This is a genomic window from Streptomyces sp. NPDC093252, assembly GCF_040683675.1.
Classification (GTDB): Bacteria; Actinomycetota; Actinomycetes; order Streptomycetales; family Streptomycetaceae; genus Streptomyces.
Map to the genome: position 1 here is coordinate 130,440 of NZ_JBFBEM010000003.1, position 18,388 is coordinate 148,827.

18 protein-coding genes and 1 tRNA gene are annotated in these 18,388 nt (G+C 71.8%); 12 read left to right on the forward strand and 7 right to left on the reverse strand.

The features are described 5' to 3' along the window. Positions 1–246 precede the first annotated feature (246 nt). Positions 247–1,644, reverse strand: a complete 1,398-nt coding sequence (locus AB0O01_RS06510) for a histidine kinase (protein WP_365311362.1) — start codon at positions 1,642–1,644, stop codon at positions 247–249. Between the two features lie 211 nt (positions 1,645–1,855). On the opposite strand from AB0O01_RS06510, the gene AB0O01_RS06515 reads away from it, so the two are divergent. From AB0O01_RS06515 to AB0O01_RS06540, 6 genes are all read left to right on the forward strand, one after another. Beyond that, positions 1,856–1,926, forward strand: a tRNA-Gln gene (locus AB0O01_RS06515). A 143-nt stretch (positions 1,927–2,069) separates the two neighbouring features. Beyond that, a complete protein-coding gene (gene glmU / locus AB0O01_RS06520) occupies positions 2,070–3,518 on the forward strand; it encodes a bifunctional UDP-N-acetylglucosamine diphosphorylase/glucosamine-1-phosphate N-acetyltransferase GlmU (protein ID WP_365311363.1) in 1,449 nt (482 codons plus the stop codon). 134 nt (positions 3,519–3,652) lie between these two features. Next, positions 3,653–4,627 (forward strand): ribose-phosphate diphosphokinase, encoded by a 975-nt coding sequence (locus tag AB0O01_RS06525; RefSeq protein WP_365311364.1) that lies wholly within the window; start codon positions 3,653–3,655, stop codon positions 4,625–4,627. 199 nt (positions 4,628–4,826) lie between these two features. After that, entirely contained in the window at positions 4,827–5,423 is a 597-nt protein-coding gene (locus AB0O01_RS06530; protein WP_365311365.1) for a 50S ribosomal protein L25/general stress protein Ctc, read from the forward strand. A 108-nt stretch (positions 5,424–5,531) separates the two neighbouring features. After that, entirely contained in the window at positions 5,532–6,134 is a 603-nt protein-coding gene (gene pth / locus AB0O01_RS06535) for an aminoacyl-tRNA hydrolase (protein ID WP_365311366.1), read from the forward strand. 54 nt (positions 6,135–6,188) lie between these two features. Next, the gene (locus tag AB0O01_RS06540; protein WP_365311367.1) at positions 6,189–6,677 is read left to right on the forward strand and encodes a hypothetical protein; all 489 of its coding nucleotides are present in this window, start codon (positions 6,189–6,191) and stop codon (positions 6,675–6,677) included. A 33-nt stretch (positions 6,678–6,710) separates the two neighbouring features. Here AB0O01_RS06540 and ppc read toward each other — a convergent pair whose 3' ends face one another. Next, on the reverse strand, positions 6,711–9,449 hold the full coding sequence (gene ppc, locus AB0O01_RS06545; protein WP_365311368.1) for a phosphoenolpyruvate carboxylase: 2,739 nt from the start codon (positions 9,447–9,449) through the stop codon (positions 6,711–6,713). A 327-nt stretch (positions 9,450–9,776) separates the two neighbouring features. On the opposite strand from ppc, the gene AB0O01_RS06550 reads away from it, so the two are divergent. The 4 genes from AB0O01_RS06550 (at position 9,777) to AB0O01_RS06565 (ending at position 12,034) form a co-directional block, all read left to right on the forward strand. Next, complete coding sequence (locus tag AB0O01_RS06550; RefSeq protein WP_365311369.1) at positions 9,777–10,796, forward strand: fatty acid desaturase; 1,020 nt, start codon at positions 9,777–9,779, stop codon at positions 10,794–10,796. After that, the gene (locus tag AB0O01_RS06555) at positions 10,793–11,467 is read left to right on the forward strand and encodes a TetR/AcrR family transcriptional regulator (RefSeq protein WP_355739595.1); all 675 of its coding nucleotides are present in this window, start codon (positions 10,793–10,795) and stop codon (positions 11,465–11,467) included. The genes AB0O01_RS06550 and AB0O01_RS06555 overlap by 4 nt, the downstream gene beginning before the upstream one ends. A gap of 67 nt (positions 11,468–11,534) precedes the next feature. Then, positions 11,535–11,789, forward strand: coding sequence for a type II toxin-antitoxin system Phd/YefM family antitoxin (locus AB0O01_RS06560; RefSeq protein WP_365311370.1), 255 nt, complete (start codon positions 11,535–11,537; stop codon positions 11,787–11,789). 77 nt (positions 11,790–11,866) lie between these two features. Then, positions 11,867–12,034 (forward strand): type II toxin-antitoxin system RelE/ParE family toxin, encoded by a 168-nt coding sequence (locus AB0O01_RS06565; protein ID WP_365311371.1) that lies wholly within the window; start codon positions 11,867–11,869, stop codon positions 12,032–12,034. A gap of 19 nt (positions 12,035–12,053) precedes the next feature. On the opposite strand, the gene AB0O01_RS06570 is transcribed toward AB0O01_RS06565, so the two are convergent. Continuing rightward, entirely contained in the window at positions 12,054–12,854 is an 801-nt protein-coding gene (locus AB0O01_RS06570) for a trans-aconitate 2-methyltransferase (RefSeq protein ID WP_365311372.1), read from the reverse strand. 176 nt (positions 12,855–13,030) lie between these two features. Between AB0O01_RS06570 and tamR the strand changes: the two genes are divergently transcribed. Beyond that, positions 13,031–13,528: a MarR family transcriptional regulator TamR gene (tamR, locus tag AB0O01_RS06575; protein WP_355739605.1), complete on the forward strand. Its 498-nt coding sequence runs from the start codon at positions 13,031–13,033 to the stop codon at positions 13,526–13,528. Here tamR and AB0O01_RS06580 read toward each other — a convergent pair. Further along, on the reverse strand, positions 13,487–14,248 hold the full coding sequence (locus tag AB0O01_RS06580) for a response regulator transcription factor (protein ID WP_355739607.1): 762 nt from the start codon (positions 14,246–14,248) through the stop codon (positions 13,487–13,489). The two genes, tamR and AB0O01_RS06580, sit on opposite strands and share 42 nt — an antisense overlap. Before the next feature lie 413 nt (positions 14,249–14,661). Here AB0O01_RS06580 and AB0O01_RS06585 point away from each other — a divergent pair, with 413 nt between their 5' ends. Further along, entirely contained in the window at positions 14,662–15,114 is a 453-nt protein-coding gene (locus AB0O01_RS06585; RefSeq protein WP_365311770.1) for a GNAT family N-acetyltransferase, read from the forward strand. A 27-nt stretch (positions 15,115–15,141) separates the two neighbouring features. On the opposite strand, the gene galK is transcribed toward AB0O01_RS06585, so the two are convergent. Genes galK through galT form a run of 3 tightly spaced genes read right to left on the reverse strand, consistent with a single transcriptional unit; the run spans position 15,142 to position 18,339 of the window. Continuing rightward, positions 15,142–16,308, reverse strand: a complete 1,167-nt coding sequence (gene galK / locus AB0O01_RS06590; protein WP_365311373.1) for a galactokinase — start codon at positions 16,306–16,308, stop codon at positions 15,142–15,144. A 1-nt stretch (position 16,309) separates the two neighbouring features. Beyond that, positions 16,310–17,281, reverse strand: a complete 972-nt coding sequence (galE, locus tag AB0O01_RS06595; protein WP_365311374.1) for a UDP-glucose 4-epimerase GalE — start codon at positions 17,279–17,281, stop codon at positions 16,310–16,312. Further along, positions 17,278–18,339: a galactose-1-phosphate uridylyltransferase gene (galT, locus tag AB0O01_RS06600; protein ID WP_365311375.1), complete on the reverse strand. Its 1,062-nt coding sequence runs from the start codon at positions 18,337–18,339 to the stop codon at positions 17,278–17,280. The genes galE and galT overlap by 4 nt, the downstream gene beginning before the upstream one ends. Positions 18,340–18,388 lie beyond the last annotated feature (49 nt).

Genomic DNA, 18,388 nt, shown 5'->3' on the forward strand with positions numbered 1-18,388 from the left:
AGCAGCCCCAACACCGGTGACCTGACGACAGCGGCCCGAAAGATGAGCCGGGACGGCAACGCACCGGGCCCACCGGGTCAGCCCGAACCCCGGCAACCGGGCCGCTGCCGACGACCGAGAGGCCCGGTCGGGCCGCGGGAGCCGCGAACCCGGCGCGGGGGACACCCCGCCCCGCCACGGCCCAGCCCTCATCCCCCGCACCGAAACACCCCGCCCCCCGCACACCCCACCCCCGCGGAGCGCCCCTCACCCCGCCGGAATCACCGCCGAGACCCGGAACCCCCCGGCATCCGTGGGCCCCGACACGAACACCCCGCCCAGCCCCACGACCCGTTCCTTCATCCCCACCAGCCCGTTGCCGCCCGACGGCAGCCGTACCAGGGACACCGCGGGCAGCTCGGGCGGCGGTTCGTTCTCCACCTGCATGGCGATCTCGGCCGACCGGTGCGCGAGCCGTACATGGGTCTTCGCCCCGGCCGCGTGCTTGTGGACGTTGGTCAGCGCCTCCTGCACCACCCGGTACGCGGTCTGCTCGATCTCCCGGGCGTACAGCCGCACCTCGCCCTCGATGGAGAGCGCCACGACCATCCCGGCCGCCGCCGACTGCCCGACCAGCTCGTCCAGCGCGGCCAGCGCGGGCCCCTCCAGGGCGCCCTCGGCCGCGGCCCGGGTCGCGGCGGCGGCAGCGGCGGCCCCGACGGCCGCGAGCGGCGGCACCGAGGCCCCCGTACGACCCGCGGCGGAGCCCCCCGTACCGCCTGCGGCGGAACCCCCCTCGCCGCTGCGCAGCACGCCCAGCATCTCGCGCAGCTCGGTCAGCGCCTGGCGGCCCATGTCGCCGACCAGCGCCGCGTTCTTCACGGCCTTCTCGGGGTCCTTGCGGGCCACCGCCTGGAGGGCCGCCGCGTGCACCACCATCAGGCTCACCCGGTGGGCCACCACGTCGTGCATCTCGCGGGCGATCCGGGTGCGTTCCTCGCCGCGCGCCCACTCGGCGCGCTCCTCGGCCCGCTCGGCGAGGAGCTGGAGCTCCCGCTCCAGGCTGTCCGCGCGCTCCCGCAGGCTCTCCATCAGCCGCCGCCGGGCGCCGACGTACAGCCCGAGCAGCACGGGCGGCAGGGTCAGCCCGACCGCGGTGGCGATGGACGCGAAGGGCACGAACCAGTCCCCGAGGTCCACGGTGCCGCTGCGCGCGTCCTGGCGGACCTTCACGAAGGTGACGATCGCGGTGCCCATCAGGGACATGCACGCCAGGGAGCCGATGATCCGGCGCGGCAGCTCGGACGCGGCGAGGGTGTAGAGGCCGACCAGGCCCAGCAGGAAGCCCATCTGGGCCGGGGTGATCGCGATGGCGACCAGGACGACGGCGATCGGCCAGCGCCGCCGCACCAGCAGCGTCGCCCCGGCCGCCAGACCGAAGACGACCCCCGCCGCCACCGGGATCCCGGCGTCCCGCGCGAAGGGGATGCCCTCCGCCGCGCACTCCAGCGCCGAGACGACGGCGAGCGCGCCGTCGAACACCGCGCCGCGCCGCCGGGCCCACCACCACAGCCCCCCGGCCGCCCCCGCGGCCCCGGCAGCCCCGGCCGAGGCCCTGGCGTGGACCTCCCCGGCCTCCCCGGTGTCTTCCCCCGTCGTGGTCATGCCTCCAGCCTACGGGCGCACCCGCCCCGTTTTCCGATGAGTTTCGATGAGTTTCGACGACCGCCTCACAGCACCCTGTGTGATCGTCCGGCGACCGAACCGTCCTGACTTGTACCGTCGCACCGGAGGCTTCCGGTACGGCATAGTGGTGTCCGTGCGCGAAGCCGATCAACGACTCGTCCCGATGTCGTCGGCCGCGGCGCGCATGCCGTCCCGGATCGTCTAAGGGCAGGACAAACGGTTTTGGTCCGTTGAATGAGGGTTCGAATCCTTCTCCGGGAGCCGACAGAGCGTCACCGAGGTGGCCGCCTCGCGTCCGGGCCCTGACCGCAACAGCACCGTCAGGGCCCACTCTCATGTCCGGGCCGGGTGACCCCGGTATTCTGCGGATGTCCACACCCTTTTCCACAGCCGAAGGGCATCCCGTGAGCGCCATTCGCCCGGCAGCCGTCGTCGTCCTCGCAGCGGGTGAGGGCACCCGTATGAAGTCGGCCACACCCAAGGTCCTGCACGAGATCTGCGGTCGCAGTCTGGTCGGCCATGTGCTGGCCGCGGCGGACGAGTTGGCGCCGGAGCGCCTGGTGGTGGTCGTGGGCCATGCGCGGGAGCAGGTCACCGGGCACCTCGGGCGGATCGCCCCGCAGGTGCGGACGGCGGTGCAGGCGGAGCAGAACGGCACCGGGCACGCGGTGCGGATGGGCCTGGAGGAACTGGGCGGGGTCGTGCAGGGCACGGTCGTCGTGGTGTGCGGGGACACCCCGCTGCTGACCGGCGCCACCCTGGAGACCCTGGCCCGCACCCACGCCGAGGACGGCAACGCGGTCACGGTCCTGACCGCCGAGGTGCCGGACGCCACCGGGTACGGCCGGATCGTGCGGGACGCGGCCTCCGGCGCGGTGACCGCGATCGTGGAGCACAAGGACGCCTCCGACTCCCAGCGGGCCATCCGGGAGATCAACTCGGGTGTCTTCGCCTTCGACGGGCCGCTGCTCGCGGACGCGCTCGGCAAGGTCCGCACCGACAACAGCCAGGGTGAGGAGTACCTCACCGATGTGCTGGGGATCCTGCGCGAGGCCGGGCACCGGGTGGGGGCGTCGGTGGCCGGGGACCACCGGGAGATCGCCGGGATCAACAACCGGGTGCAGTTGGCCGAGGCGCGCCGGATCCTCAACGAGCGGGTGCTGACCGCCGCCATGCTCGCCGGGGTGACGGTGGTCGACCCGGCGTCCACCTGGGTCGATGTGACGGTGACTTTCGGCCAGGATGCCCTCGTCCACCCCAACACCCTGCTGCACGGGACGACGCATATCGGCCAGGGCGCCGAGGTCGGCCCCAACAGCCGGCTGACCGACACCCGGGTCGGCGCGGGGGCCCGCGTCGACAACACCGTCGCCGACGGCGCCGAGGTCGGGGAGGCCGCGAGCGTGGGCCCGTACGCCTATCTGCGGCCGGGGACGCGGCTGGGCGCGAAGGCCAAGATCGGCACGTATGTCGAGACCAAGAACGCGTCGGTCGGGGAGGGGACCAAGGTCCCGCACCTGTCCTATGTCGGGGACGCGACGATCGGCGAGTACAGCAACATCGGCGCCGCCAGCGTGTTCGTGAACTACGACGGCGAGCACAAGCACCACACCACCGTCGGCTCACACTGCAAGACGGGTTCGGACAACATGTTTGTGGCGCCTGTCACGGTCGGGGACGGCGCCTACACCGCCGCCGGGTCCGTGATCACCAGGGATGTGCCGCCCGGTTCGCTGGCCGTGGCCCGTGGTCAGCAGCGGAATATCGAGGGCTGGGTGGCCCGTAAGCGTCCGGGCAGCGCGTCGGCGAAGGCGGCCGAGGCGGCGTCCCGGGAGCCGGGCGGCGAAGGCTGACCGGAAACCGATGCTCCAAACACGGCGTACCGTGATAAGTGCCCACCCGCACCCCATCAGTCCGAGACGACGTCTCACGCCCATCTGAGACGCATGTCCACGTCTAGCTGAGACACCTCTGAGGAGACAGTGCTGTGACCGGGATCAAGACGACCGGCGAGAAGAAACTGATGTTCTTCTCCGGCCGCGCCCACCCCGAGCTTGCCGAGGAGGTCGCCCAACAGTTGGGTGTCGGGGTCGTCCCGACCAAGGCGTTCGACTTCGCCAACGGTGAGATCTACGTGCGGTACCAGGAGTCGGCGCGCGGCGCGGACTGCTTTCTGATCCAGAGCCACACCGCCCCGATCAACAAGTGGGTCATGGAGCAGCTCATCATGATCGACGCGCTCAAGCGCGCGTCGGCCCGCTCCATCACGGTCATCGTGCCGTTCTACGGCTACGCCCGCCAGGACAAGAAGCACCGCGGCCGGGAGCCCATCTCGGCCCGGCTGATCGCCGATCTGATGAAGACGGCGGGCGCGGACCGGATCCTCGCCATCGATCTGCACACCGACCAGATCCAGGGCTTCTTCGACGGCCCGGTCGACCACCTCTTCGCCCTCCCCCTCCTCGCGGACTACGTCGGCGCCAAGGTGGACCGCGAGAAGCTGACGGTGGTCTCCCCGGACGCCGGCCGGGTCCGGGTCGCCGACCGCTGGTGCGACCGGCTCGGCGCCCCGCTGGCCATCGTCCACAAGCGCCGCGACAAGGATGTCGCCAACCAGGTCACCGTCCACGAGGTGGTCGGCGAGGTCCGCGGCCGGGTCTGCGTCCTGGTGGACGACATGATCGACACCGGCGGCACCATCTGCGCCGCCGCCGACGCCCTGTACGCGCACGGGGCGGAGGACGTCATCGTGACCGCCACCCACGGGGTGCTCTCCGGTCCCGCCGCGGACCGCCTCAAGAACTCCAAGGTGAGCGAGTTCGTCTTCACCAACACCCTGCCGACCCCGGGTGAGCTGGACATCGACAAGATCACGGTGCTGTCGATCGCGCCGACCATCGCCAGCGCGGTCCGCGAGGTCTTCGAGGACGGCTCGGTGACGAGCCTGTTCGACGAGCAGTGACCCCTGGGGTCCCGTCCTCCGCTTGATCGATTTTTCTGCGGCCTCCCCCGCCGAGTACGCTGTCCCCGTTGCTCGGCGAGGGAGGCCGTGCCGCTTCCGCTGGAGGCGGTGGGCTGTCCGTTATCGACGCGCTCTTCGTAGCAGGCCGTTCGTGGCCGGGTGACCACGTCCGTACCTATCTCTACGAGGAGTGATCCCCATGGCCGAGGTCAAGCTCGCCGCCGAGACCCGCACCGAGTTCGGCAAGGGCGCCGCCCGCCGTATCCGCCGTGACAACAAGGTCCCCGTCGTCCTGTACGGGCACGGCACCGACCCCGTGCACCTGACCCTCCCGGGCCACGAGCTGCTCCTCGCCCTGCGCACCCCGAACGTCCTGATCGCTCTGGACGTCGACGGCAAGGGCACCGAGCTGGCCATCCCGAAGGCCGTGCAGCGCGACGCCATCAAGGGCCACCTGGAGCACGTCGACCTGCTGCTGGTCAAGCGCGGCGAGAAGGTCACCGTGGACGTCCCGGTCCAGGCCGAGGGCGAGCTGGCCCCGGGCGGCAACCTGCTGGAGCACGTGCTGAACGCGCTGCCGGTCGAGGCCGAGGCCACCCACATCCCCGAGAACGTCACCGTCTCCGTCGAGGGCCTGGAGGCCGGCGCCTCCGTGCTCGCCAAGGACATCGCCCTGCCCAAGGGCGTCACCCTGGCCGTCGAGGAGGACGCGGTGGTCCTCCAGGTGCTGGCCGCGCAGGCCGAGGAGGCGCCGGAGGGCGACTCCGCCGAGGGCGAGGCCGTCGCCGAGGCGTGATCGCGCCCGGCCGGTAACGGTACCTTTCCAGCCGCCGCTCCCCTTCCCGGGAACGGCGGCTGGATCTCGTTGGAGGGATGTCCGAGGGATGTCCGAGGGATGGGAGACATGGACGTGACGAGCGGCGGCGACGCCCCCTGGCTGGTCGTGGGGCTGGGCAACCCCGGGCCCGAGTACGCGATGAACCGGCACAACGTGGGCTTCATGGTGGCCGATCTCCTCGCCGGGCGGATCGGCGGGAAGTTCAAGCGGGCCGGGAAGGCGCAGGCGCAGATCGTGGAGGGCCGGATCGGCCCGCCCGGCCCCGCGAGCCGCCGGGTGATCCTGGCCAAGCCGATGTCGTACATGAACCTCTCCGGCGGCCCGGTGAACGCGCTGCGGGACTTCTACAAGGTCCCCCTGGACCATGTCGTCGCCGTCCATGACGAACTGGACATCGACTACGGCGTCCTCCGGCTGAAGCTGGGCGGCGGCGACAACGGGCACAACGGCCTGAAGTCGATGACGAAGGCGATGGGGCCGGACTACCACCGGGTCCGCTTCGGGATCGGCCGCCCGCCGGGGCGGATGCAGGTCGCGGACTTCGTCCTCAAGGACTTCTCGTCCGCCGAGCGCAAGGAACTGGACTACTTCGTGGACCGGGCGGCGGATTCCGTGGAGGCACTGCTCGCGGAGGGGCTGGAGCGGGCGCAGAGTACGTACAACTCCTGACATGCGCCCGGCGCGAGTTGACCGGGCGTGGGGTCATGGCCAAGGATCGCCGCCATGCCTTCTGCCGTCGTCTCCAGTCAGGGTGCGGGCGCCGCGCTGCGGTTCGGGCGGTTCGCGGCGATGGGTACGGTCGCCGCGCTGATCCTGATCGCCGGGGTGTGGGCGTCCTGGGGTTCCGCGCAGTACGTGATGCTCACCAAGGGGCGGGAGAGCGGCACCGTCGAGATCGCGCGCTGTGCCGACGGGGTGTGTACGGGGGCGTACGCGCCGCTGTCGTCGGGGTCGCGGGCGCGGGCGAGTGTGGCACTGGAGGACACCGTGGCGGTCGTGGAGGGGCGGACGTACACGGTGGTGATGAAGCCGGGCGGGGCCGAGGCGGTGCGGTCGGGGCCCGGTGGGGTGCTGTACGCGTGGGTGCCGCTGGGCGGCGGGATGCTGCTGGCGTCGGTGGTGGTGGCCGGGGGGCTGCGGCGGACGCGGGCGGCGGCGGTGCTGGCCGGGACCGGCGCGGTGCTGCTGACGGCGGCGTTCTTCGCCGTCTGACCGCGCCGGTCCCTCTCGCCGCTGTCGTCGGGGTCAGCCCGTGTTGCGCAGGCCCGCCGCGACGCCGTTCACCGTGAGGAGCAGGGCGCGGGCGAGGAGCGGATCGGGGTCGGTGCCGTTCGCCGCCGCGTCGCGCTGGCGCTTGAGCAGGGCCACCTGGAGGTAGGAGATCGGGTCCAGATAGGCGTCCCGGATGGTGAACGTCTGCTTCAGGACGGGCTGCGCGTCCAGCAGATCGTTCTCACCGGTGATCTTCAGGATCTCCGCGACGGTGAGTTCGTGCTCGGCGCGGATGGTGGCGAAGACATGCTTCAGACCGTCGGGGACGAGGGTGTCGACATAGTGCCCGGCGATCCGCAGATCCGTCTTGGCCAGGGTCATCTCGACGTTGGAGACGAAGTTCCGGAAGAAGTGCCACTGGCCGTACATCTCGTCCAGGACGGTGTCCAGACCGGCTTCGCGCAGGGCGCGCAGACCGGAGCCGACGCCGAACCAGCCCGGCACGATCTGCCGGGACTGGGTCCAGCCGAACACCCAGGGGATCGCCCGCAGCCCGTCCAGACCGGCGCCGGAGTCGGGGCGGCGGGAGGGGCGGGAGCCGAGGTGGAGGTCGGCGAGCTGGTCGACGGGGGTGGAGGCGAAGAAGTAGGCCGGGAGGTCGGGGTCGTCCACCAGGCGGCGGTAGGTGGCCTCGGCGGCGTCGCTGACCACGTCCATCGCCGCGTCCCAGCGGGCCAGCGCCTCCACCGACTGGCGGGGGGCGGTGTGCAGGGCGGACGCCTGGAGCGTGGCGGCGACGGTCAGCTCCAGGTTCTCCCTGGCCAGGGAGGGGATGAGGTACTTGTCGGAGATGACCTCGCCCTGCTCGGTGACCTTGATCTCGCCCTCCAGGGTGCCCCAGGGCTGGGCGAGGATCGCGTCATGGGTGGGGCCGCCGCCCCGGCCGACGGTGCCGCCCCGGCCGTGGAAGAGGCGCAGCCGCACCCCGTAGCGGTGGGCGACGTCGCGCAGCCGGCGCTGGGCGCGGTGGATCTCCCACTGGCTGGTGGTGATGCCGCCGAACTTGGAGGAGTCGGAGTAGCCGAGCATGACCTCCTGGACATCGCCGCGCAGGGCGACCAGCCGCCGGTAGGAGGGGTCGGCGAGCATGTCCTCCAGGATGGCGTCGGCGGCCTTCAGCTCGTCGGTGGTCTCCAGGAGCGGGACGATCCCGACCTTCGCCCACCCGGCGTGCAGATCGACCAGCCCCGCCTCCCGGGCGAGCACGGCCGCGGCGAAGACGTCGTCCGCGCCCTGGCACATCGAGATGATGTACGACTCCACCACCTCGGGCCCGAACACCTCCAGGGCCCGCTTGACGGTCTGGAAGACGCCGAGGGTCTTGGCCCCGGCCGCGTCCACCGGCGCCGGGCTGGGCGCCAGCGGGCGGCGCGAGCGCAACTCCTTGGCCAGCAGCTTCGTCCGGTACTCGCGGGGCATGTCGGTGTAGCGCCAGGACTCCTCGCCGAGCCGGTCGAACAACTGGCCGAGGGCGTGGTGGTGGGCGTCGGCGTGCTCGCGGACGTCCATGGTGGCGAGCTGGAGGCCGAAGGCGGCCAGGGTGCGAAGGGTGCGGTTCATCCGGCCGTCGGCGAACAGGGCGCCCCGGTGCTCGCGCAGGGAGGTCTGGATCAGGGTCAGGTCGTGCAGGAGTTCGGTGGTGCCGAGGTAGTCGCGGCCCGGTTCGTGCGGGGTGCCGGTGGCCAGGCGCTGCTTGGTGTTGACCAGCTTCTGGCGGACGCAGGTGGCCTTGAGCCGGTAGGGCTCCTCGGCGTTGAGCCGCTTGTAGCGGGGGCTGATCTCGGGCAGCCGCTCCAGATCGGCCTGGAGGGAGGCGAGGAGTTCCTCGGTGGCGCCGGTGTAGCGGATGGAGTTGGAGAGGAAGCCGCGCAGCTCGTCGATGATCTCCAGGGCGTCGTTGATGCCGTGCTCGTGCTGGAGGATCAGGACGTCCCAGGTGACCTGGGGGGTGACATTGGGGTTGCCGTCGCGGTCGCCGCCGATCCAGGTGCCGAAGGTGAGCGGGCGGACATCGGCGGGCAGGTCCACCCCGACCCGCTCCAGCTCGGCGGTGAGGTCCTCCAGGACGTCCCCCACGGCGTTCGCGTGGAGTTCGTCCAGGTAGTAGATCGCGTTGCGGGCCTCGTCGGCGGGCTCGGGCCGGACGACCCGCAGCTCGTCGGTCTGCCAGACCAGGTCGATGTTCTCGGCGAGCCGGATGTCGTGGCGGCGCCGGTCGGACTCGATGACCGGGGTGTCCAGCAGGGCCGCGATCCGGCGGAGCTTGTTGAGGACGGAGCGGCGGGCGGCCTCGGTGGGGTGGGCGGTGAAGACCGGGCGGACGCTCAGATGGCGGACGGTCTGGCGCAGGTGCTCGGGGTCGGCGTCCTTCAGCCGGTCGGCCGTACGGGCGAGAAGTCCGCCCTCGGCGGCGCGCCTGGCGCGCAGTTCCCGGCCCCGGTGCACCTGTTCGGTGACATTGGCCAGGTGGAAGTAGGTGGAGAACGCGCGGACGAGCTTGGCGGCGGTCTCCAGCTCGGTTCCGCGCAGCAGCTCGGCGGCGGCCTCGCCGTCCTCGCGGGTGAGACGGCGGACCTTCTCGACGAGTTCCAGCAGTTCGGGGCCCTCCTGGCGGACCAGGGTCTCGCCCAGGAGATCACCCAGGCGGCGGATGTCGGCGCGCAGTTCACTGCCGGTCGTCGTCGTGGTGGTCTGGTCGTCGGCACTGCTCACAGGTGCGGCTCCTTGCAGTGTGGAGGCTCGGCTGATGAGTTCGGGGCTCGTGTCGGGAGGAGGCCGTGGTCCGTGGCGCGGCGGGACCGCTGTACGGGCCGGGCTTCCGGGCAGAAGAGAGAGCGGACCGCGCTGTCCGACCACGTCCAAGGATAGGTGTCGGGCGGGACGCGCAGGCTGTCGGGCTCTTGCCGCCGGGCTACGCGCTGACATACTTACGACGCCGTAGGTTACGGAACCGTAGGGAAGCCTCTGTCCAGGTGTTTCCCCCGTTCCGGTATCCCGGTACCCGTACCCCCCAACCCACGACCCCCCAGGGGACGCGCCATGACCACGAGCTCCGATGTGATCGACCAGACCACGCAACCGTCCGCCGAGGCGACCGGGGAGCCACCGCAGTCCGCCACGCTGGGCGGCGACCGCAAGGGTTCCCTTGAGCAGTTCGCCCTGCTGCTGTTCATCGTCGTCCCCTTCCTCGCACTGATCGCGGCGGTGCCGCTGGTGTGGGGCTGGGGGGTGAGCTGGCTGGACCTCGGTCTGATGGTCTTCTTCTACTACCTGGGCTGCCACGGCATCACCATCGGTTTCCACCGCCACTTCACCCACAGCTCCTTCAAGGCCAACCGCCCGCTGAAGATCGCGCTGGCCATCGCCGGGTCGATGGCGGTCGAGGGGCCGCTGGTGCGCTGGGTGGCCGACCACCGCAAGCACCACCGGTTCTCCGACGCCGAGGGCGACCCCCACTCGCCGTGGCGCTACGGGGAGACCGTGCCCGCCCTGATGAAGGGCCTGTGGTGGGCCCACATCGGATGGATGTTCGACGAGGAGCGCACCCCGCAGGAGAAGTACGCCCCCGACCTGATCAAGGACCCCGTCCTGCGGGCGATCTCCCGCCAGTTCATCATCTGGACCGGCGTCTCCCTCGCCCTCCCCGCGCTGATCGGCGGCCTGGTGACGATGTCCTGGTGGGGCGCCTTCACCGGCTTCTTCTGGGGGTCCCTCGTGCGGGTGGCCCTCCTCCACCATGTCACCTGGTCGATCAACTCGATCTGCCACGCGGTGGGCAAGCGGCCGTTCAAGTCGCGGGACCGCTCGGGCAATGTGTGGTGGCTGGCGGTGCTGTCGTGCGGCGAGTCCTGGCACAACCTGCACCACGCCGACCCGACCTCCGCGCGGCACGGTGTGGAGCGCGGCCAGATCGACTCCTCCGCCCGGCTGATCCGCTGGTTCGAGCTGGCGGGCTGGGCGTACGACGTGCGCTGGCCGTCACGCTCGCGTATCGATTCCCGCCGCAACCAGGCCCTGGACGGCTCCCGGCAGCGGAAAGACCCCGCCGAGGCGGCATGATTGACAGCGTGGCGACCGACTCCAGTACCCCCAGCAACGACAAGCCGCGGCGCGTCCGCCGCACCCGGATGACCGGTGCGGAGCGCCGCCAGCAACTGCTGGAGATCGGTCGCACGCTCTTCGCCGCGAAGGGCTTCGAGGGCACGTCGGTGGAGGAGATCGCCGCGAAGGCCGGGGTCTCGAAACCGGTGGTGTACGAACACTTCGGCGGCAAGGAGGGGCTGTACGCGGTGGTCGTCGACCGCGAGATGCGCCGGCTGCTGGAGGGCGTGACCGGCTCCCTGACCGCCGGGCACCCGCGTGAGCTGCTGGAAGAGGCCGCGTTCGCGCTCCTCGACTACATCGAGGAGTACACGGACGGCTTCCGCATCCTGGTCCGGGACTCCCCCATCCCCCAGTCGACGGGGTCCTTCGCCTCCCTCATCTCCGACATCGCCACCCAGGTCGAGGACATCCTCGGCAAGGAGTTCAAGAGCCGCGGCTTCGACCCCAAGCTCGCCCCCCTCTACGCCCAGGCCCTGGTCGGCATGGTCGCCCTGACCGGCCAGTGGTGGCTGGAGGTCCGCAAGCCGAAGAAGGCGGAGGTGGCGGCCCACCTGGTGAACCTGGCCTGGCACGGCCTGGACGGCCTGGAGCCGAAACCCCGGCTGATAGGCCACCGGAAGAACTGACCGGGCACGGTTCTCCCACTCAACCATCCAAACGTAAACAACCTTCACCTTGTGCAATCATGTGCGCATGACTGAGATCACGATCAGCGCGGCCCGTGCCCAGCTCGGCGATCTGGTGCGGCGCGCGGCGCACAGCCGGGAGACCATCGCGATCACCGACCACGGCCACGTGGCGGCGCTGCTCGTCTCTCCACAGGTGATAGAGGATCTTGAGGACGCCTTGGCGGTGGCGGACTATCAGCGGCGCAAGGCGGAGGGGACGCTCGGGCCGGGCATTCCCATGGCCGAGGTACGCAAGCGCCTGGGACTCGACCGCCCATGATGTACGAGATCATCTTCGAACCCCACGCTCTCAATGCCGCAGCCCGATTCCTTGAAGAGGACCCAAAAGGCCTGGCTGTGACACTGGATGCGATCGACGAGCTGGCACATGACCCGCGACCCGCCAACTCCGTCGCCTACGGCGTGGACATCCGCCGCCTCCGCGTCGGCGACTACCGCGTCCTCTACGTCATCGACGACGACGTCATCCACATCCTCATCACCCACCTGGGCCGCACCGCCTGAACCTCACCCGTGGCGCCCCTCACCCCCGCACCGTCGCCACCACGAAGATCCGCCGGAACGGGAACGCCGTGCCCTGCGCGGTGGCCGGGTATGCCTCGCGGAGCTGGTCGCGGTAGGCGGTGAGGAAGGTGTCCCGGGCCTCCGGGTCGCCGGACAGGGCCGTCAGCACCGGGCGCAAGGCGGTTCCCTTCACCCAGTCCAGCACCGCGTCCTCCCCCTTCAGGAGATGGAGGTACGTGGTCTCCCAGACGTCCGCCTCGCAGCCGAGGGACGTGAGGGCCTCGTGGTACTCGGCGGGGGTGCGGACCGCGTCCTGGTGGCGCAGGGTGCCGGCGAGCCGGGGATCGGCCCCGGCCAGTTCGCGCAGGACGCGGTGGCTCGGGGCGTCGTAGTTGCCGGGGACCTGGAAGGCGAAGGTGCCGCCGGGGGCCAGCGCCGCGATCCAGTCGGAGAACCGGTCCGGATGCCCCGGTACCCATTGCAGCGTGGCGTTGCTGATGATCAGGTCGTGGGTCTCGTCCGGGGTCCAGGTGCGGGCGTCGGCCGCCGCGAAGTCGAGGGTTCCGCCGCCCGGCGTCGGCCCGGCGTACGCCTCGGCCCCGGCCAGCATCTCCGGCGCGTTGTCGTACCCGGTGATGTGCGCGGTGGGCCAGCGGTCGGCGAGGGCGACGGTGACCGTGCCGGGGCCGCAGCCCAGGTCGGCGATCCGGGGCCGCTCGGCGGGGAGGTCCGGCACATGGGCCAGCAGATCGGCGAAGGGGCGGGCGCGGAGCCCGGCGTGCCGCAGGTACTGGACGGGGTCCCACACGGGGCTGGTCATGGTGGGGTCTCCTCGGGCGGGCGCGGGGGCTGGGGGGGCGTGAGGCTTGGGGGGCGGGGAGCGTGAGGGGCGTGGGGGGGGCTTTCCGCTTCCCCAAGGGACGATTCCCACAGTGGACCCGAAAGTATCTTGATGTCAAGAGACTTCATGTCGACACAACCACTACACTGATCGTCATGGAGGACGAGGTCGATCGGCTGGTCGCAGCGTGGCGCCGGGAGCGTCCGGACCTCGATGTGGAGCCGCTGGAAGTGCTCAGCCGGGTGAGCAGGCTCGCCCGGCATCTGGACCGCGCGCGCCGGCTGGCCTTCGCCGAGCACAGCCTGGAGCCCTGGGAGTTCGACGTGCTCACCGCGCTGCGCCGCGCGGGCACCCCGTACCAGCTCTCCCCCGGTCAGCTCCTCACCCAGACGCTGGTCACCTCCGGGACGATGACCAACCGGATCGACCGGCTCGCCAAGAAGGGCCTGGTCGAACGGCTGCCCGACCCCAGCGACCGCCGGGGCGTCCTGGTCCGGCTCACCGACGAGGGGCGCGACCGCGCCGACCAGGCCCTCGCCGGACTGCTCGACCAGGAGCGGGCGATCCTCGCGGAGCTGTCCCGCGCCCAGCGCGGCGAACTCGCGGCGCTGCTACGCCAGTTGACCGCCCCGTTCGACAACATCCCCGGTTAGGTCCACCGGCCCCACCCCGGCCCGCCGGGCGAGGGCCACCGCCGCCAGCGTCGAGTGGACCCCCAGCTTGCCCAGCACGTTCTGCATATGGGTGCGGACCGTGTGCGGCGAGAGGAACAGCCGCTCCGCCACCGCCTTGCGGCCCAGCCCCGCCACCATGCAGCGCAGCACCTCCCGCTCACGCGGAGTGAGCGATTCCACCAGGCGTTCACTCTCCGTACGGTGCTTGCGGGCCGCCGTCAGCTCCCGCAGCACCCCGGTCAGCAGCGCGGGCGGCAGATGCGTCTCGTCGCGCAGCACCCCCCGGATCACCGTCAGCAGCCGGGACAGCGAGCAGTCCTTCGCCACCCAGCCGGACGCCCCGGCTTGGAGCGCGAGCGCCGCCCGCCGCGGATCGTCCTTCTCGGCGAGAACCACGATCCGGACGCCGGGCTGCGCCGAACGGACCCCCGCGACCAGCGAGATCCCGTCGACCAGCCCGTCCTCGCCGACCTCCTGCACCGCCGGGCGTATCCCGGGCGGGGCGACGCCGAGATCGGCGTCCACCAGCAGCACGTCGTACCGGCGGCCCTCGGCCACCGCGCGCTCCAGGCTGCGCAGCGCCGCCGGGCCGCTCCCGGCCGCGGAGACATCCACGTCGGGCTCGGCCGCGAGCGCCGCGGCGAGCGACTCGGCGAAGATTCGATGGTCGTCGACGACCAGTACTCGGATGCGAACCACTGACAACCCCCACTGGTCCGGAGTACGACGACCGACGCGGGTACGACGCCCGGAGAGATGTCAGAGCCGCATGGCCGCCGCCGTGCAGAGACTGCTACCCCCCGATCGGGCGTCGTACCCGACTTTGGTCTCGCCCCCTGATCCGCGCCGGCCCCCACCGGCACTGTTCTCCAGGGTACGGGCGGGCGCGGGCCGCGGAAGGCTCTTTGCGGAAGCGGACGCCGATTTGCGGAAACGGACGCGTGTTCGCGCGACAGCGGACGTCCGTTCGCGGCAACGGACGTCCGTTCGTGGCGGACGACGACTGTGCGCGGCAGCCGACGGCTGTGCGCCGCAGCCGACGGCTGTGCGCGGCGGACGACGAGTGCGCGCAGCAGACGACTATTCGCAGCGGCCCGCGCGGGTGCGCGCCTATCGTGTGGCGCATGTTTCGTCTTGTTGCGGAAGTCGACCCGGCCCGGCGGGCCCAGCTCGGGGCGGGGCTGCGCGCCGCCAACACCGCGGCCTCGCCCGCGCTGCGCGCCCTGCGCGCCACCGGCCGGGACCGGGAGGCTCCGCTCCAGGTGTGGGCGCTGGACGACACAGGCGCCCTCGCGGGCGGGCTGGCCGGGCACACCTGGGCGGGCTGGCTGCATGTGTCGACGCTGTGGGTGGACGAGCGGGTGCGCGGCGCGGGGCTCGGCGGGGCGCTGCTGGCGGAGGCCGAGCGGATCGCGCGCGCGGAACGGGGGTGCCGGGCGGTGCGGCTGGAGACCTGGGACTTCCAGGCGCCGGAGTTCTATCGGAAGCGGGGGTACGAGGTGGTGTGCGTGATCCCCGACTATCCGGCGGGGGTCACGGAGTACACGCTGACGAAGAGGTTGTAGGGGTGGTACGGGTGGAGGTCGGGGGCGCTACCGGGTGACCCTTCGCGCCCCCTCCCCCGGGACCGCCTCGAACGTTCTCGGGGCCGTGAAGCCCGCCGCCGCGAAGGCCGCCTCCACCGCCTTGGTGACGAGGTCGGTGTCGGTCGCCTCGGCCAGGACGATCGCCGAGCCGCCGAAGCCGCCGCCGGTCATCCGGGCGCCGAGGGCACCGGCCGCCACGGCGGTGTCCACCACCGTGTCCAGTTCGGGGCAGGAGACGCGGAAGTCGTCACGGAGGGAGGCGTGGCCCTCGGTGAGGACGGGGCCGATCTCGCGGGTGCGGCCCGCTTCGAGCAGGGCGACCACGCGTTCGACGCGCTGGTCCTCGGTGACGACGTGCCGTACCAGCCGGCGTACCTCCGCCTCGTCGCCGAGCGTGGCGAGGGCCTCGTCCAGGCCGTCGTACGGGATGTCCCGGAGGGCGTCGACGCCCAGCAGGGCGGCGCCCTTCTCGCAGCCCGCGCGGCGCTTGCCGTACTCGCCGTCGCTGTGGGTGTGCCGGACGCGGGTGTCGACGACCAGCAGGCGCAGGCCCTCGGCGGCGAGGTCGAGGGGGATCTGCCGGGTGGAGAGATCGCGGGTGTCGAGGAACAGGGCGTGTCCGGCCTCGCAGCAGGCGGACGCGGTCTGGTCCATGATCCCGGTGGGGGCGCCGACATAGACGTTCTCGGCGCGCTGGCACAGCCGGGCCAGCTTCCAGCGCGGGATGCCGAGGGCGTGGAGGTCGCTGAGGGCGAGGGCGACGACGACTTCGAGGGCCGCCGAAGAGGAGAGCCCGGCGCCGGTGGGGACCGTCGAGGCGAGATGGATGTCGGCGCCGGTCACCGGGTGCCCGGCCTCGCGCAGCGCCCAGACGACCCCGGCGGGGTACGCGGTCCAGTCGCGGTCGGTGCCGGGGGCGAGGGTGTCGAGGTCCAACTCGGTGACGCCCGCGTCGAGGTCGGCGGAGTGCAGCCGGAGCCGGCCGTCGGTGCGGCGGGCGACGGCGGCGACGGTGCTGTGCGGCAGCGCGAAGGGCATCACGAAGCCGTCGTTGTAGTCGGTGTGCTCGCCGATGAGGTTGACGCGGCCGGGGGCGGCCCAGACGCCGTCCGGTTCGGTGCCGTAGAGGGCGCGGAAGTCGTCGGCGACCTGTGCGGTGGGCGCTGTGGACACGTCAGCGCTCCCCGGCGATCTGCTGGGCGAACCGCCAGGCGTCGGTGACGATGTCGGCGAGGCCGGGGCGGGAGGGGTGCCAGCCGAGCCGTTCGCGGGCGGTGGCGGCGGAGGCGACCAGGACGGCCGGGTCGCCGCCGCGGCGCGGGGCCGCGGTCTCCGGGATCGGGTGGCCGGTGACCTGCCGGACGGTCTCGATCACCTCGCGGACGGAGAAGCCCGCGCCGTTGCCGAGGTTGCAGATGAGGTGCTCGCCGGGGCGGGCGGCGGTGAGGGCGAGGAGATGGGCCTCGGCCAGGTCGGCGACATGGATGTAGTCGCGGACGCAGGTGCCGTCGGGGGTGGGGTAGTCGTCGCCGTAGACGGAGACGGAGGGGCGGCGGCCCTGGGCGACCTGGAGGACGAGGGGGATGAGGTGCGACTCGGGGTCGTGGCGCTCGCCGTGGCTGCCGTACGCGCCCGCGACATTGAAGTAGCGCAGGGAGACCGCCGCCAGGCCGTGGGCGGTGGCCTCGCCGGTGATCATGTGGTCGACGGCGAGCTTGGTGGCGCCGTAGGGGTTGGTGGGGCGGGTGGGGGCGGACTCGGGGATGGGGATCTGCTCGGGTTCGCCGTAGGTGGCGGCGGTGGAGGAGAAGACGAGGGTGGAGACGCCGCTGTCGCGCATGGCGGCGAGCAGGGCCATGGTGCCGCCGACGTTGTTGTCCCAGTACTTCTCGGGCCGGGCGACGGACTCGCCGACCTGGGAGAACGCGGCGAAGTGCAGCACGGCCGAGTAGGTGTGATCGATCCACTTGGCGGCGTCGCGCAGGTCCCCCTCGATGAAGGCGGCGCCCGCGGGGACGCCCTCGCGGAAGCCGGTGGAGAGGTTGTCGAGGACGGTGACCTCGTGCCCGGCCTCCAGCAGATGCTGGGCGACCACGCTCCCGACGTACCCCGCCCCGCCCGTCACCAGGTACTTCAGGTGCTTCATGAACTCGCTACCTCTCGCAGTCGCTGGGCCGCGCGCTCCGGCGGCACATCGTTGATGAACACGCTCATACCGGATTCGGAGCCCGCGAGGTACTTCAGCTTGCCGGACGTCCGGCGGATGGTGAAAAGTTCCAGATGCAGCGCGAAGTCGTCACGGCTGACGCCCTCGACGTCCGCCGGCGGCCCGAACGGGGCCTGGTGCCAGGCCGCGATGTAGGGCGTCGGCGGCTCGCCGTCCCCGAAGATCCGGTCGAACCGCCGCAAGAGTTCCAGATAGAGCTGGGGGAACTCTGTGCGCGCGGCCTCGTCCAGGGCGAGCAGATCGGGCACCCGGCGGCGCGGGTACAGGTGGACCTCGTACGGCCAGTGGGCGGCGTACGGGACGAAGGCCACCCAGTGTTCACCCGTGAGGACTACCCGCTCGGCGGCGAGTTCACGGGCGAGGACGGCGTCGAAGAGGTTCTCGCCGCCGCTCGCCCGGCGGTGCGCGGCGGCCTGACGCAGCATCGAGCCGGTGCGGGGGGTGACAAAGGGGTAGGCGTAGATCTGGCCGTGCGGGTGCTGGAGGGTGACGCCGATCTCGGCGCCGCGGTTCTCGAAGCAGAACACCTGCCGGACGGAGGGGAGCTGGGACAGCTCGGCGGTGCGGTCGGTCCACGCCTCCAGGACCAGCCTGGCCTGCTCCCCGCTCAGCGCGGCGAAGGAACTGTCGTGCGCGGAGGTGAAGCAGACCACCTCGCAGCGCCCGGAGTCCCCGGCGAGCGAGGGGAACCGGTTCTGGAAGACGGCCACGTCGTACGACGCGTCCGGGATCTCGGTGAGCCGGTCGCCCCGGGTGGGGCAGAGGGGGCACTGGTCGGGGGGCGGGTGGTAGGTACGGCCCTGGCGGTGCGAGGCGATGGCGACGGCGTCGCCGAGGAGGGGGTCGCGGCGGACCTCGGAGGAGGTGACCGTCGGTTCCAGGGGGCGCCGGTCGGGGGCGTCGCGCACGGTGGCGTCGCCGAGGTCGTAGTAGATCAGCTCACGACCGTCGGCCAGCCGGGTCGAGGTCTTCTTCACGGACGGGCTCCCCTTGCGCTCCTCGGCCAGCCGACGGGCGGGGCCCTGG

Coding starts and splice junctions, on each gene's coding strand:
- AB0O01_RS06510 (WP_365311362.1), bottom strand. CDS start 1,644: ATGACCACGACGGGGGAAGACACCGGGGAGGCCGGGGAGGTCCACGCC.
- AB0O01_RS06530 (WP_365311365.1), top strand. CDS start 4,827: ATGGCCGAGGTCAAGCTCGCCGCCGAGACCCGCACCGAGTTCGGCAAG.
- pth (WP_365311366.1), top strand. CDS start 5,532: ATGGACGTGACGAGCGGCGGCGACGCCCCCTGGCTGGTCGTGGGGCTG.
- AB0O01_RS06540 (WP_365311367.1), top strand. CDS start 6,189: ATGCCTTCTGCCGTCGTCTCCAGTCAGGGTGCGGGCGCCGCGCTGCGG.
- AB0O01_RS06550 (WP_365311369.1), top strand. CDS start 9,777: ATGACCACGAGCTCCGATGTGATCGACCAGACCACGCAACCGTCCGCC.
- AB0O01_RS06555 (WP_355739595.1), top strand. CDS start 10,793: ATGATTGACAGCGTGGCGACCGACTCCAGTACCCCCAGCAACGACAAG.
- AB0O01_RS06560 (WP_365311370.1), top strand. CDS start 11,535: ATGACTGAGATCACGATCAGCGCGGCCCGTGCCCAGCTCGGCGATCTG.
- AB0O01_RS06570 (WP_365311372.1), bottom strand. CDS start 12,854: ATGACCAGCCCCGTGTGGGACCCCGTCCAGTACCTGCGGCACGCCGGG.
- tamR (WP_355739605.1), top strand. CDS start 13,031: ATGGAGGACGAGGTCGATCGGCTGGTCGCAGCGTGGCGCCGGGAGCGT.
- galE (WP_365311374.1), bottom strand. CDS start 17,281: ATGAAGCACCTGAAGTACCTGGTGACGGGCGGGGCGGGGTACGTCGGG.